Below are 15,430 nucleotides of genomic sequence, written 5' to 3'. Positions count from 1 at the left end.
ATCGACGCTAACTACCCGTAACGTCCGCACTGTATTCGAACCAAAACTCCGGTTTATGATGATGATAGCCTTGGGCGTAATCCACCCCTATTGATGACAGGTAGTGCTGCGCGCTCTCAGTTTCTACAAACTCTGCCACGGTCTTCTTACCCATCTCTTTCGCCAAACGGTGCATCGTTTCCACAAACACTTGATTCAAGCGGTTGTCGCAGATGTTACGAATAAACACCCCATCAATTTTAAGGTTGTGCACCGGCAGTTGCTGTAGATAGCTGAACGATGATAGCCCGCTACCAAAGTCATCCAATGAAAACTCACAGCCAATCGCTGTCATCTGCTCAATAAAGGCGATCGCGGCGCTTAGGTGAGTGATCGCATAGGTTTCCGTTATCTCAAAGCCGATGCGTTGCGGTGCTACCTGATATTTTTCCAACATGGTATGAACAAAAGAGATGATCCCTTTATCGCCGAGGGTCACACCCGACAGGTTGATACTGTAATGACTGCTATTATCGCCGATGTCCTTTGCTATCGCAGCAAATGTTGCTTCAATCACCCAGTGGTCAACCTGGCTGATTAAGCCGTATTTCTCAGCCGCAGGTATGAATTTATCAGGCGTCAAAAGAGAGCCGTGATGATCGATTAACCGCACTAGCACTTCGTAACGTGACGCTTGTGATGCATCGCTTAATGCTCTGAGGCGCTGGCGATAAAGCTGCAAACGATTGTCATTAAGTGCAGCTCGCAGCTCGCGAACAACATTCATCTCTTGTGCATGCTGTGATAACGCGACATCGTCACTGTGGTAAAGCTGTACTCGATTACCGCCTTTCGATTTCGCAAGGCGAACAGCTTGTGCCAAGGCATTAAATACCTCCTCACTACCTAACTGTTGCCCATCTAAAACGAAAGCGCCAACGGAGGCTGACAAAGAAAGATCGGGTGCGATGTGGGTGAAGTCGAACTGTTCGATCTGCTGCCTAACCTTTTCGGCAAAGCCATGAGCCAGTTCATGATGCAATTCTGGCAACATCACAGCGAACTCATCGCTGCTAAGTCGACTTATTTTTGCCTGCGCTGGTAGCTGTCGCCGCAGGGCAAAAGAGAGCAAATTAAGGCAGCTATCTCCAGCGCTGTAACCAAAACTGTTATTCACCAATTGAAACTGGTCGATGTCGATGAGCAACACCACACCTTCCATCATCAGTTGGCCACTGTGCTGCGCAATAAATCCTGCTAACTGCCCCTCAAAAGTTGCACGATTCATGGTCCCTGTGAGCTCATCGTGGGAGGTCTTAAAGCTCAACTCTTTTTCCATAATCCGTTGTTTGTACAGGCGCCGGCGCTGGGCCTGATAGAATAGATATACGAAACCGGTAGTCACTCCCCAAAGCAATAACGCTTGTAGAATGCTTTCCAAGTAAACTCGCGCGTTATATTCAGGAGCCAAACGAATAGCCAACTGCCAACGCGTCCCCGGAATGGGCTTGAGGAAATCAAATTGATGCACCTCTTCCCCACTCATATAGATCGACTGATCATGACTTTTTTCAAGCGAGATCTCTGTACCAAACTCAATCTTGCCGGACTGGTCACTACGCATCAAAAACAGCTGCTGATAGGGAAGTTGGTGCTGGGTTAATATCCTCTCTAATACCGCAGGGTCAAAAGCAACAAAAAGAAACAGACCGGCCTGCTCATCAACAAGTAAGGGTTGCAACAGGTCATAGTGAAAACCATTCGGGCTGCGATGCAGAAACAGGTTCTCCTGACTGCCTCGCAGCAAGGTATCATCAATCTCTTCTCTACAGTCAGGCAAAAATTCCCCTGTTAACTGTGACAACACCCCCTTTCCTGAACTGTCGACAATGGCAAATAAGCGCACATCATCGACCTCTTCACGCAGCTGCGTTAACAGCTCCATGTACTCATCTTTCGAGGTCTGATTACCGGATAGAACCAACTGGGCCAACGCTGATGCGTGGCGAAATTGAAACTGGTCAATCGTTAAGCGAAGTTGCGTGAGGTGTTCCTGATACTCAGCCAAGACACTTTTAGTGACCGAATCCATCAGGGATTTTTGATAATTATAATGAAGCTGAATGGAAGAAAGCGCGCCCCAGATAACCAATATCAATAACATGATACTGGTTAAAAAAACGATCCATTTAGACTCAGCCAGTGCTCGGCTGCGATCATTGTCCTTTATGACATTCGCCAATTTCATTGCTCCATCAACTCATTAGAAGCTAACAGAGGCAAAAGTTTTACGTCAAGCTCAATATTGAAAATCAACCACTTGCATGGCTAATAGCGTGGATAATAATGGTCTGAAATACCAACTCAACTCCCACGTACGACGCATTATTCATCTGGCTCAGACTTATCACCGACCCAGCCCAAAAGATCCTTAATCACCGACCAACGAGGTGGTCGATGTTTGGCACCGCCGCCAAGGATCCAAAACTCATACTGTTGGCCAATAAAATCATTAGATTGCTGGATATCCAACCAATCATCCAGATAACTCAACAAATCATTATTCGAACGATTGAGGGCATAGGCAACAGGCACCCTCTTCTTCGCGTTAGTCGGGATCCAGACGCCAAATTCTGGATAGAGCACGGTCCAGGCATAGCCAGCCTCAGCACTAACCAACAAAGCATCATAAGTGCCCTCTTTTGCTTCGAAAAATTGCTCGTAATCTTTCAGCATAACCACTTCAGCATTTGGGTAGGCTCTGTTGATATGCTTGACGATGTCCGAATGATCTAATGTGGCAATCACCAACTTGGTTTGTTTCTTCAATAATTCGGGATCGGAAAGAACACTTAATTCATGATCTCTTCCGACGACCGCCACATGAAGTTGTAGCACGGGATCTGTAAACGACATATCGGCGATACGCTCGGCTGTCATCGCCAACCCTGACATCGCAATATCATAAAATCCACGCCCTAATTCGATGGGCAGCTTATTGTAATCGAGTGGTACAAAACGGATCTCGACGCCAAGATCGCTGGCCAACTGATGCGCTAGCGAGATATCAAATCCCACCAACTCCCCGCTAGCGTTGAAATAAGAGAACGGCACATTCTTCGGATGAAAACCAACACGAAGAATATTACGCTGCTTTATCTGCGCGACCGTTGTTTTAGAGAAACGACCGGTTTCATAAAGCTTTGGTAACTCTGCATACACTTTTTCAGGTACCTGCCCGACCATCTTCATCTCTGCAACTAATGAACTCTGGGTGTACTGATCCTCAACAAATGGGGCGGTAATCAATCGATTTAACAGCAGTGTTGCAACAAAACCACCCGCTAGAATTCCTAAATAAAATAGCCCCCGCATCAAGGTGATCCGTAGCTGGTTCTGCACCATAGTGATGGTGATTAGAACCAACACGACCAAATTCAGCGCCGCGACCATGGAATTAAACCGCGAAGTAATAACATTGCTGATCAAAAACAGTTGATACAGATCCGCAGGCACTTCCAGCAGATTAAGCATAAAGGGTACGGCAACCTGAACGCTGCCAAAGAGAGTAAACAGGCCAGAAATAGAGGTCATCGTAGCTAAAGAAAAGGGCGGCTCTTTGTCAACAAACCAAGCTGCGAACAGAACAAACAAGATAACGGTCAACTTGCCCAAATTAGGAAAAGTAAACGCGACAGGCATGGTCACACCGATCAACTTATCGGTCTCTTCTGTTGCTAAGCCTCTGGCATGAAAAATATTTTTACACTGTTCGGTTAAGACTGGCAGTAAAATCAGGATATTACCGGTGGCAAAAGCGGTGATCAGTGAATCTCGACTGATAGTCATCACTTCTCTGTAGGTAAACGGCGTTAACGCACTCAAGGTAAATGGTAGCAAGACAAAGGTCAGAAAAAGACACAGCACCATATAGGAGATAAGAAACACCTGTAGCGAACTGAACTCCTCCAATGTCATGGTACCGGCGGCCGCGGCAGTACTGGCAAAGACACCTATAGGCAGTATCTTCACTATCATGCCGGTCATTTTACTCAGCGCAGTCACAGAGGTTTCAGTCAGCGACATAAAGGCTTGCTTGTTTTGTATGCGAATAAGCGCCACACCAAACAACATGCAGAAGATAACAACAGCAGGAACGTAGCCTTCCGCTAATGAATGAAAAGGATTTGAAGGTATATACAGCTTCATGTAGTCGGGGCTTGGAGGCACTTCCAGCACACTGGCCGAGAAAAACGAGGCATTTAGCTGTTCAGGGAAAGAAAGCGGCAATAATAAAATCACCAGTAAACCCAGAACCCATAAAAGAACCAATACAATACTCGTTTTACTGAATAGTAGTTTGGCATGGCCAGTGGTTAACGAGCCAACCCCGTATAACAACGACATAACCATATAAGGCAACACAGTGGCTTGCAGTAGAAAAATAACAGCGCTCCCCAGCCACTGCATCCAACCCACCATTTCACCAAAAAACAATCCGGTAAACAGACCAGCAATTAGGCCAATAAAGATCCAACTGGAGCCACCTTTCAGCTTTATTTTTGGTTTCCGTAACTTGAAGTGAAACTTGGGTTTGCGGAGCCGCCCCATAAATCAGATCATCCTTAAATAGATAGATATCGCAGAGTAATTATACTGGCTGCTCACTGCTGTGTGACTGAAACTATTGAAAAACATTAAGATCAGGTATTACTCCCGTTAATCTTAACCGCTTCAGCGCATTTTTTTAGGCGATAAGTTGCACACTACTGCCTTTTGGCGTTGCAACTACATCAAGCCGCATCGCCATCTGCTCTTTCAGTTCACTGACATGACTGATAATACCAATCATACGTCCACTGTGTTGCAGATCCACCAAAGTACGTACAGCCAGATCCAATGACTCGGGATCAAGACTACCAAAGCCTTCGTCGATAAACAGGGTGTCTAACTTAATCCCCCCGGAATAACTCTGCACCACATCAGACACACCCAAAGCTAAGGCAAGCGCAGCCAGAAAGCTCTCGCCGCCAGACAGTGTCGCTACCGAACGAGTCTTGCCCGAATAGGCATCTTCGACCTCCAACTCAAGCCCTGACGCGCGATTGCCTTTACTACGGTCTTCTTTTCGCAGCAACAAATAGCGGCCTTTGCTCATCAGTTGCAGGCGGTGTGATGCCTGAATGAGCACGTCATCCAATAAAACACTCAAAACAAAACGCTGCAGGCTGATCTTGTTACCTGTCTGACCGTTAGCTACATCACTAAGCGTACCGTAAATCTCATATTGCGCTTCCAGCGCTTGGTTTGTCAGGTGAGCGGCCTGCAGGTTTTTCAGCGTATGATCGAGTGAAGTGAGGCGCGCATGCAGCGTACTTACTCGCTGCTCAGTTTCTTTGTACGTCTGCTGGCACAGGGCTAATTGTTGCGTTAATGCCTCTAGTTGCGGTGTTGCCTGCCCATCTAGCTCTTCCGCTAACTGCTTGACCTGTCCTTGAAGTTCACTGAAACGAAGTTGATATGTTTCGATCGTCAGTTTTATCGCTTGCAGCTCATCACTTGCTAAACGGGCTTGTTGAAAAGCGTTTTCATCTGCAAAACCTGAGTTGCTAAGCGCCAACTGCCATGCCTGCACACGCTGCTGCTGTTTCGCTCTACTTTCATCTAGCTGCTGTTGCAAACGCTTATCTCCCTCACCGGCTTTGTCCAGCGCAGAGCGCGCCTGGTCACGTGCCAGTGTCGCTTGTTGCAGCGCCAGCTCTAATGCTTGCCATTGCTTTTCAAACCGGGTGATCTCAGCTTCCAAAGCACCGTTAGCCCGAAAATGCTCCGGTACCTCGGTTTCCAAGCGCTGCAGTTCAGCGACGGCCACCGCAACAGCTTTTTGTGCATCCGCGCTTTGTTGCTGGAGTTTAAGCTGCTCGCTTTCCAAGCCGGTCAATTGCTGATGCAATGCTTCAATCTGTCTCTGACGCTGCGCTAATTGCTGTTGGCATTGTAGTAATCGATCAACATCAGCAGATAACTGAGCAAGCTCCTCGTCCAGCTGAACTAACGATTGCTCTGCAAATTCAGCTAGCTGCAATTCCACCGCCTGTACCTGTTTATTGAGCCCCTTCCAGACCTGCTGCAACTCGGTATATCTGTTTTCTGCCTGCTGTAACAGCCCCTGCTGGTCGTTCACCCGACGCCGCGCGTGTTCAACTTGCTCATGTGTCACTAACGCAGAACCATCATCCGTCATCGCCCGATGAGCGGGTAGCGGATGCTCTTTGCTACCACATACCGGACATGGTTCGCCAACCCCCAACTGCGCCGCTAAGAGGGCCGCCTGGCCGCTGTGCCATTGCATTTCTATCGCGGCCATGTCGCGTGCTAAACGCGCTGACTCTTGTTGCAAAGTTTGCTTTTCCAGCAGCGCTTGCTTACCGCTCATCTCTGCCTGCGATCGTTGCTGACGCAACTCATCTAATGCAACCCGGTGATCGCGCTGCTGCTTGAGCGTGGTTTGTCTGACCTGTAACTCCGGCATCCGCATGAGCTGCTGCTGCGCGGTTACATTCAGTTGTTCCAATTCGGAGAGTTGCCGTTTGCTGTCAACGAGCACCTGCTGAGCTTGAAGGTAAGTGTTTTCACTCGCTTCTGCAGCTTGCTGTGCAGAAGACCAACGCAAGCGTGCTTGACCTAAGTTAACCACTTGCGTTTGCAAACGAGCTAACTCATTTTGCTGGTTTTTCAGCTCATCAACCTGTTTGGCATTCTCTATCGCACGCTCGTAGCGAGTCGACGCCTGCTGATAAGTTGTCGTCGCCTGCGATAGGGAATGCTTTGCTTCTTCCCTAACCAGCAATAAGCTGTTTAATTCGCGTTCAGCCTCCACTACCGGCGTATAAATTGGATTGATCTGCTCCGCTTGCTCCGCCAGCAAGCATTGCTGCTTTAATCCTTCAATCTGCTCAGCCTGAACTTCGGCCTGAATAAGCTCTTGTTTTCTTTGCTGATAACGCTGAAAGCGTTCAGTTAGATTTTTACCCGCCTCAAGGGCATTCTGCGCCCCCAATTGTTGGTCAAATGCTCGCTTTTTCTTCTGTTCTGCTTCCTGCAACTGTGGTGCAAGCGCATTACGTTCAGCATTGAGAGCCTGTTCCGAGTCAACACCGGCGTTTTCCAAGATCCCTTTGATTTTGTTTCGATGGGCTTCAGCATCACGGCGGATAGCACTGGCTTTGATCTTCAAGCTGTCTTCTATCTTACGATAGATCTGCGTCTGGAATAGCTGACTAAAAATAGCTTCCCGGCTCTTCGAGTCGGCGAGTAAAAGTTCACGAAATTTTCCTTGCGGCAATACCATCACCTGACGAAACTGCTCAACACTTAGTCCGGTAATGTCACGAATGGCATCATTAACCTCACCGATTTTCTTACTCACTAACAACGTCCAAGCTGTGCTTGCGCTTGCTGAGTCATCGGTACCGTGCAGCCATAAATTCGCTTCAGCCGCTTGCGTTGTCGTACCCTCGCCTCTGGCTTTTGGTCTCTCTTGTTGCGGCTTACGTTGCACCCGATACCGCTTTTCAGCCAATTCGAACTCCAGCGTCAACTCTGTGACTAGCCCAGGATCGGCATGGTCACAACGCATTTGCGCCGATTCACGTTCGGCGCCTGTGGTTTGCCCATAAAGCGCCACACAGATCGCATCCAAAATAGTGCTTTTACCGGCACCAGTGGGGCCATTTATCAAAAACAAAGCATTATCGCCAAACGCACTGAAATCGACGATTTCAGTGGCAGAAAACGGCCCGAACGCCTGCATCGTCAGCATTAATGGCTTCATCGGTTTGCCTCGTCTTGATGCAACTGCTTAATCACTGTTTGTAAGGCTTGATCCTGTTCGCCTGTCAGTTCGTTGCCATGCACTTGCTGAAAGAAATCACGAAACATCGACAGCTCACTTTGCCGCAATTTTTCTCGCTGCAAGGCTTGCTCATTGTCACTGCGCGCCTGCAACATCCGCTTCTCTAAATGCAGCACATTTGGATAAACCGCTCGTAGCTTACCCATGGGATCAAGAATGGCGTGGGTATCAGTCAACCGCACCATCAAATAGTCGTCACTATGGGGATCGGTTTTTCCTTGCGCAATTAACGCGTTCAGCTCCCCTTCAATGATCCGCATATCACGCAAGGGCTGTAACGGTATAAGCTCAACGTGAGCGGCACCAGCCTCATCAATACTGACCAATGAAATGCTTTTATTCTGATTTTGCTCAGAAAAACTATATTTAAGTGGTGAGCCAGAATAGCGAATATGTTCAGCCCCCTGCTTTTGCGGACCATGCAGGTGACCCAGCGCGGTGTAATTGAAAGCAGAAAAGTGACTGGCTGAGACCTGATCAGCCCCACCAATGGACAGAGGACGTTCAGATTCGCACCCGGTGCCGCCAGCCACGAAACAGTGAGCAATCACAACTGATGGCAACTGTTTATCCCGTGCTGCATCAAGTTGCGCCATTAAATAGGCCATCGCTTGATCATGAGTTTTCAACTGAGCACTAGCCTCGTCGTTAAAAGCATCCCTCACCTGCTCAGGATCGCAGTACGGCAAACCGAAAAACTGCACTGTGCCCGCCGTTGCGCTGTGCAGCAACACGGGTGTGGTTAACAAGCCAAGATCGCCCATGATGTGCAAACCAGACTGGCGTAACTGGTTAGCAGCAAAACGTAAACGCTGGGCACTGTCGTGATTGCCGGAAATCATCAGCACTGGCAGCTGCATTTCATGGCACAGTTTATCGAGTACCTCATCCAACAACGCCACGGCATTAGCAGGTGGTACTGAACGGTCATATATATCACCGGCCACAATCACAGCATCTACATGCTCTCGTTCGGCAATATCCACTATCTGTTGCAAAATATGACGCTGATCTTCCAACAGCGACGCATTATGAAACTGCCGCCCTAAATGCCAGTCTGAGGTATGAATAAACTTCAAAAGAGAATCGCTCCAGCAACCAAGGTTAACAACGGCGTAGGCGCATTATCTGTAGCCAGCACACAAAAGCAGCACACCATCTGCATATAGAGTTTTCATTGTATTCAATCGCTAATAGCTATCCTACAGCCAATTAACGAAAGATGACTTAAAACCCCCAAAGTTAGCCGATAACATAGCAACAAATCCGCAGATACAGGCGGACACCGGCGCACAAGTTTTACATCACTTACGCAACTCCTGTATAAGGACGCTATGAAAATACCGAAACGCATACAGCCGCTAGTCGACGATGGCTTAGTCGACGAAGTGATCAGTCAGTTAATGAGCGGCAAAGAAGCCACTGTATACGTTGTCCGTTGTGGCGATGAGATACGTTGTGCCAAGGTTTATAAAGAGGCGATGAAGCGCAGTTTTAAAAAAGCTGTGCAGTATCAAGAAGGCCGAAAAGTACGTAATAGCCGCCGTGCTAGAGCAATGGAAAAAGGCTCCAAATTTGGTCGCGATCAGCAAGAAGCCGCTTGGCAAAACGCCGAAGTGGATGCTTTGTATAAGCTTGCCGCTGCAGGGGTGCGTGTACCACAACCATTTGGCTGCTATGACGGCGTGTTACTCATGGAGCTGGTCACCGATGACGAGGGTGATGTGGCCCCTCGCCTGAACGATGTGGTGATGCCGGCAGAACACGCGATTGAGGATCACCGGATCGTCATGCAATACATCGTACGTATGCTTTGTGCCGGTGTCGTTCATGGTGATTTATCAGAGTTTAATGTACTGGTAGATGACTACGGTCCAGTCATCATCGACCTACCTCAAGCGGTTGACGCATCAGCAAACAATAATGCTCAGCGCATGTTTGCACGCGATGTCGACAATATGACAGCCTATTACGGTCAATTCGCACCAGAATTACTCAGCACTAAATACGCTAAAGAGATCTGGGCCCTGTATGAAAGTGGCGAGTTAACACCAGATGCTGAGCTTACTGGTGACTTCGTTGAAAGTGAAGAGATCACGGATGTGAGCTCTATCGTTGATGAAATTAAAGCAGCATTTGAAGAGATGCAGGAAAATCAGCAACGGATTAAAGACGCAGAAGAGTGCAACTAACCTACTGAAAAATGCAGTCGAGCTGTCATCCCCGTCGTTACACCTTACACCTGCTCAGCAAAGGTGATTACTCTGCGGATTTGTCCTCTGCAACTGGCCACTCAAAGCCATTGGTCGCAGTCACCTTATCATGATATTTCAAACGCATACCATTCAGAAAATTGCGCAAGACCTGATCTTTACATTCACGGTAATTTTTATGACCTGGCTTGCGAAAAAACGCACTCAGCTCATGTTTGCCAATACTAAATTCAGAAAGATCCATTAACGCTAGGATGTCATCATCTTTCAGATCCAGAGCAATCTTTAACTTACGAAAGATCAGATTGTTGGTTAATCGCTTTTCTGGCGCAATCTGCGCGCCTTCCCGCTTGCCACGGCGAAGATTAATAAACCCGTTGAGAAACGTCGCAAACTGCAGATCATTAAGCTTCTCGTAAGCCTTATCATCATCTTTCTTTAACCAGTTACTCACCTGTGCTCTGCTCACCTGCAACTCAGCCAACTGAAAAATCTTAATCATCTTCGAGTCGTTCAATTCAAAGGTGTAACGTAGGCGTCTAAGGATATCGTTATTGGTCAAAGGAGTGTTCCGCAATTTTGTTAAGATTCTAATGAACTAAGTAACTTACCCAGATCACAATAGTAGACGTTAGACTTTAGCATAAAAGGCGATATCCTCCATAGAAGTCATCTGCACCAATAATTACTAAGATAACCTTTCCCGAAGATTACTTAAGTTGACCTTTTTCTAAGTGAGTACCACTCTGCCAATGATGAGGGATAGCAATAAATAAAAAAGCCGCCTAAAAGGCGGCTTTTAAAAGATCATTCGATAGCACTACGATTTACGGCGCAGCACTCCACCCGCAATAAGGGTGACAGCTAACAAAGCTAACGGTGCTGGTGCCGGTACACTTAACGACACTGCATCGTCATTACCATCGACAAGCTTAAATGTGTCAATCAACGTCTCACCACTATCAAATGAAACAGTGACAATTCCATTTAGTAAGTCATTACCGTAAACGGAAACGAACTCTAATGCTGGGTCCACAAAATCTACATCAACAATCCAAGAGAAGCTTTCACTTACATAATCATCAAAGCTCAACTCTAGAACATCATTAGATCCATCTAGAACCTCTCCAGAGGACTTTTGGTAAGCTTTATAGCTACCTATACCGTCATCTAGAAACTCAATTTTAGCTGGCCATCCTTGGACATCAAACACCAAATCGAGCGCTGATAAGTCTATAGAAACTGAAGTAATTAACTCACCTTCCGTAGACAGGTTTTCCAAAACGAAAGGCTGATTCCAAGTATTTCCATCAATACTCAAGTCAACCATTGGTGCAGCTTTCGCAACAGCACAAAAACACAACATCACTACTACTGATAGAACTCTATGCATAACGTCTACTACTCCCTTACGAGCATTTTGCTTGAATTTCGAAAGCAAATTAAAGCTTTAACTAATGAAACTATACCGTATTCTTTAAAGCGCGAAAACTGTCATCATTTTTAACACTCTATAACAATCGAGAGCACGCACACGCCTAACCCTTTGATTATAAATGATTAGGTACCTCCCCCAATTGCTAGCATGTTAGTAGTCAAATAAAAAATCTACGTCAAGACAACTCTTATCACCTTACAGAGCTGCTTATCGGCACTCATTTACGCTGAGCGGTAATGCAGAATCACCTTTTAAACTGCGATTGACAAGGCATACCACTCGCACTTTGCGATGCGCTGTAGCTAAAGCCAAAACTTTCCACGCCGTACTCTCTGCTGTCAGTCCACGCTTAAGTGCTGCAATCAACTTTTCCTTCATAAATGCACTTCTGTGTTCCCACGTTTCAAACCCTAACCGAATCAATTCGAGAGTCACGTCTTGCTTGTAAGCCCCAAGGCTCTCAGCGCGGTTGACCGCTTGCTGAAACCTATCATCATACCGGGATAGCTTGTGCTCTAAAAAGGCTAAGTCTAACCACGTATTAGGCCAGTTAGGTCGAAATGTCAGGGATGTTTGTAATGAACTAATCGCGTTTTTAAGGTGGGAGTCAGCATGATCTAGTTCGTAAAAAGCCTTCCACTCCATAAGCTTTGCTTGCAAAATGTAATAATGTGCATTGTCGGGCTGAAGCCGGATAGCTCTTGCAATACTCTGCTCTACACGAGGTAGTTCAGCTATCGTGATACTGTTCTGCAAAGCCCACTTGTGTAACTTTCGTTCAGCGTAAACACCACTCAAATTAGCAATGCCGTGAACAATCGCAAACCAACTGAGAGTAAAAATAACAACGACAGAGAGAAAACACACCAAGCGCTTACGTATATTGGGGATTGCACAAAAATATTGCTCTGTCCAATAGACTGCTTTACGAAATAATTGCACGTGGCAATTCCTCTATCGCAGAATGAGTACGCTCATCACCGATCCACTTACGCACTTCACTTAAGCCAACCTTTGTCAAAGGTGGACGCCGTTTAAGATTGTGCGCATCGGTTGAAAGTACATCAAGATGGCCTTTCTTGGCCAACGCTATAGCTGTTTCATACGCCTTAACACCAAAGCTTCCTGCAAATGAACCTATTGTTAACTGGAACAAGACCGCTCCCTTTGTTAAACGCGAGATTGCATTTACGTTCTGCATAATTTCTCTATTTCGCTCAGGGTGAGCAATCATAGGTATCACTCCGCGGCGATTAAGCCACTGAAGTAAATTTTCAGTTCCAGGTGGAATATGGCTATAAGGCAGTTCCAATAATAAAACGTCGTTGCCTTTATACGTACCTAACATAGGTATTTCGCTAGCAGGGAGCGCATTGATAATTTGCTCCGTTAAACGAACTTCACCAGCCAAACGAACCTTAAGTGGAATATTTGCTTTTACCAGCGCATGAGTAAATTCTGTAAAGGTAGCTTGAAGTGAACGAATGGAATTGTCGTATATTCCTGGATGGAAATGCGGAGTAGCAACCGCTGTATGTATTCCCTCATGAACAGCTATACGTGCCATTTCCAAGGATTCAGAGATTGAACTGGCGCCATCATCGACGCCAGGTAAAAGGTGGCAATGAAGATCTATCATGTGCCGGTGATATTCTTAGTACTCGACTCCGGCTGTTGATAAGCGTTAGAGCCATAAACATCACCATAATTGTAATCGTATATTTCTTTGCTATCCCTTTTATGTATCGCATTTAAGACGATACCGTCTACACGGACCTCTAACCTCTGTAAACGACCAATCGACTCCAATATAATTGACCGGCGAACTTGAGCTGCTCTAACTACATAGAGAGTTGAATCGGCCTGTTTTGCTACCACCAATGCATCAGAAACTACCCTAGATGGCGGCGTATCAATCACCACTCTATCGTACAAACCTCGTAACTTATTAATCAGCTCTTCAAATTCAGGTTTAGCTAGAAGTTCTAGCGGATTTGGCATAGGAGAACCAGCGACTAATATATCAACACCCGACGTCTCATCATGATAAATACACTGATCTAGCGAGTGAGTACCTGTAAGTAAGTTTGTAACACCGGGCTGGTAGTTGGGAATGCCGAAACGACGACAGATGCTCGGTTTACGAATATCCGCATCTAGTAATAACACACGCTCGACCTGACCCAACGCAAATGCAGTATTTATCGCTGTAGTCGTCTTTCCTTCATTAGGTAAAGTTGACGTCACAGCGATCACTTTAGAAGGCGAATCCAAGTGAGAAAGAACGAGACCTGTTCGTAAGGTTCTCCAAGCTTCGGAGAATGACTGCATATCTCCGTCGAAAAAAGCATGTGTTCGAACATTGCCCTTTTTCTTCACCTTCACTCGAGGAATAACCCCAACAATACGTTGAGACAAATAGCTTTCAACATCTTCAGGTGATGAAATCATATCACTCAAGCCGTGAATCAAAAATGCCATTAACACAGCTAAACCAAGGGAAGCAATAAACGCGGCAGCTATGATCATTTTTCTATTAGGTTTTGCAGGGCTACCAGGTTTAACTGCACGGTCAGTGAAGCGAGCATGCGCCGTATTGAAATCACCAACGGCACCGGTTTCCTTTAAGCGGTTAAGAAATGTTTCATGAAGCCGCCGATTACTGTCCACCTCTCTGCTAAGCTCACGGTAATTAGCTTCAGTTCTTGTTAATACTTGGTAGCGAGCTTTCGCCTTAGCTAGTTCAGAAACAAGTGCGACTTCGTTATCCCTACTTGTGCTGACCTCTTGCTCTATCCCTTTTATCAGCTTACCCACTTGTCGGTTAAGGTTTGCTCGAGCTTCAACTAGTTGAGCCTGAGCAGCCTTCATTTTATTGTGCTTAGGCCCATATCGCTTAGAAAGCTCAGCAACACGCTGCTCCGCAATACCTTCAGCTCTTTTTGCTTCTTGGATCCAACGATGTTCAGAAATCTCAGGCAGAGATTCAAGTTCAGATAGATTCTCTTTATCTCTGCTGTCTAAAACCCGCATTAAGGCTTCCATCTGAGAGCGTGTTTGCCTTGCTTTCGTTAATTGAGATGTAATTTCATTTAACTCGCGAGACGCTAAAGCAACAACCCCCTCAATATCCACAAGTCCTTCTTGCTCGCGAAAGTTTTGCAACTCAGCTTCAGACTCTCTTAAACGTATGCGAAGGCCTTCTAGACGTTCCCGTATCCACTGCGATGCCTTAGTTGTCGCAATAACTTTGTCTTCTAAATGGCTCGCAATGTATTCATCACCTAAAGCGTTAGCAACCTTTGCTGCAAGGCTTGGAGATTCAGCCTCAAATGAGATGCGTACCAACTGCGTTTTAGGCACTGCAGATATACTTAACCTTTGCAGAAAAATAGACACAACACGTCGTTTTTCTCGCTCAAGCCTTTCCTCATCAGAAATTTCAACGACATCACGCTCAACCGGAAGCATGTCTTTCAAAGACTGTATGTACAATTGTATTGAATTAAGAGGTTTTCTTTGAAATTCAGCGTGTTGAAGCAAAGAAAGTCTTTCAATAACATTCTCAGCAAGGCGACGAGACCTCAGTATTTCATATTGAGTTTGAAGGTACTCTTTCCGGCTAGAATCAAGACCATAAACCTCCTCAATGGAAACAGCCTTAACATGCTCCGCCTCTAACAACATCGTCGCTGTCGCTCTATACTTAGGCGTCAAAGCGAAAGTAACTACGGCTACAATTAACGTCACCATGGTAGCGAACGTAAAAATTCGCCATTTGTACAGATTCACGATGCGAAAATATGCTCGTAAATCAATAAGCTCTTCATTCTGAAATTTGGTATCAGCTGTGGATAGCTGCATAACTGCGGAGTCCTTTATATA

Annotated in this window: 10 protein-coding genes; 1 reads left to right on the top strand and 9 read right to left on the bottom strand. The window is 46.2% G+C overall.

What is annotated here, in order from left to right; all coding sequences use genetic code 11:
• Positions 1-7: 7 nt before the first annotated feature.
• The 4 genes from DU002_RS11195 to DU002_RS11180 all read right to left on the bottom strand — a co-directional run bounded on the left by DU002_RS11195 (position 8) and on the right by DU002_RS11180 (position 8,973).
• On the bottom strand, positions 8-2,221 hold the full coding sequence (locus DU002_RS11195) for an EAL domain-containing protein (protein WP_158538035.1): 2,214 nt from the start codon (positions 2,219-2,221) through the stop codon (positions 8-10).
• Positions 2,222-2,364: 143 nt separating this feature from the next.
• Positions 2,365-4,590 carry a cation:dicarboxylate symporter family transporter gene (locus tag DU002_RS11190; RefSeq protein ID WP_114338476.1) on the bottom strand — a complete coding sequence of 742 codons (2,226 nt, stop codon included), beginning with the start codon at positions 4,588-4,590 and terminating at the stop codon, positions 2,365-2,367.
• 136 nt (positions 4,591-4,726) lie between these two features.
• Complete coding sequence (locus tag DU002_RS11185) at positions 4,727-7,813, bottom strand: AAA family ATPase (RefSeq protein WP_114338475.1); 3,087 nt, start codon at positions 7,811-7,813, stop codon at positions 4,727-4,729.
• Complete coding sequence (locus DU002_RS11180; protein WP_114338474.1) at positions 7,810-8,973, bottom strand: exonuclease SbcCD subunit D; 1,164 nt, start codon at positions 8,971-8,973, stop codon at positions 7,810-7,812. The genes DU002_RS11185 and DU002_RS11180 overlap by 4 nt, the downstream gene beginning before the upstream one ends.
• Positions 8,974-9,228: 255 nt before the next feature.
• Here DU002_RS11180 and DU002_RS11175 point away from each other — a divergent pair, with 255 nt between their 5' ends.
• Positions 9,229-10,086 (top strand): PA4780 family RIO1-like protein kinase, encoded by an 858-nt coding sequence (locus DU002_RS11175; RefSeq protein WP_114338473.1) that lies wholly within the window; start codon positions 9,229-9,231, stop codon positions 10,084-10,086.
• A 67-nt stretch (positions 10,087-10,153) separates the two neighbouring features.
• Here DU002_RS11175 and DU002_RS11170 read toward each other — a convergent pair whose 3' ends face one another.
• From DU002_RS11170 to DU002_RS11150, 5 genes are all read right to left on the bottom strand, one after another.
• Entirely contained in the window at positions 10,154-10,669 is a 516-nt protein-coding gene (locus tag DU002_RS11170) for a YehS family protein (RefSeq protein ID WP_114338472.1), read from the bottom strand.
• A gap of 258 nt (positions 10,670-10,927) precedes the next feature.
• Positions 10,928-11,500 (bottom strand): hypothetical protein, encoded by a 573-nt coding sequence (locus DU002_RS11165; protein ID WP_147271842.1) that lies wholly within the window; start codon positions 11,498-11,500, stop codon positions 10,928-10,930.
• Between the two features lie 252 nt (positions 11,501-11,752).
• Positions 11,753-12,487 (bottom strand): VpsP family polysaccharide biosynthesis protein, encoded by a 735-nt coding sequence (locus DU002_RS11160; protein WP_114338470.1) that lies wholly within the window; start codon positions 12,485-12,487, stop codon positions 11,753-11,755.
• Entirely contained in the window at positions 12,471-13,184 is a 714-nt protein-coding gene (locus DU002_RS11155) for a tyrosine-protein phosphatase (RefSeq protein WP_114338469.1), read from the bottom strand. Before DU002_RS11155 ends, DU002_RS11160 begins: the two co-directional genes overlap by 17 nt.
• Positions 13,181-15,409: a GumC family protein gene (locus DU002_RS11150; RefSeq protein WP_114338468.1), complete on the bottom strand. Its 2,229-nt coding sequence runs from the start codon at positions 15,407-15,409 to the stop codon at positions 13,181-13,183. Before DU002_RS11150 ends, DU002_RS11155 begins: the two co-directional genes overlap by 4 nt.
• Between the last annotated feature and the right edge of the window lie 21 nt (positions 15,410-15,430).

The sequence above is a fragment of the Corallincola holothuriorum genome (assembly GCF_003336225.1).
In the GTDB taxonomy this organism is placed as follows: domain Bacteria; phylum Pseudomonadota; class Gammaproteobacteria; order Enterobacterales; family Neiellaceae; genus Corallincola; species Corallincola holothuriorum.
Note: the sequence above shows the minus strand (reverse complement) of the source record. Positions and strands in the feature narration are given on the sequence as shown.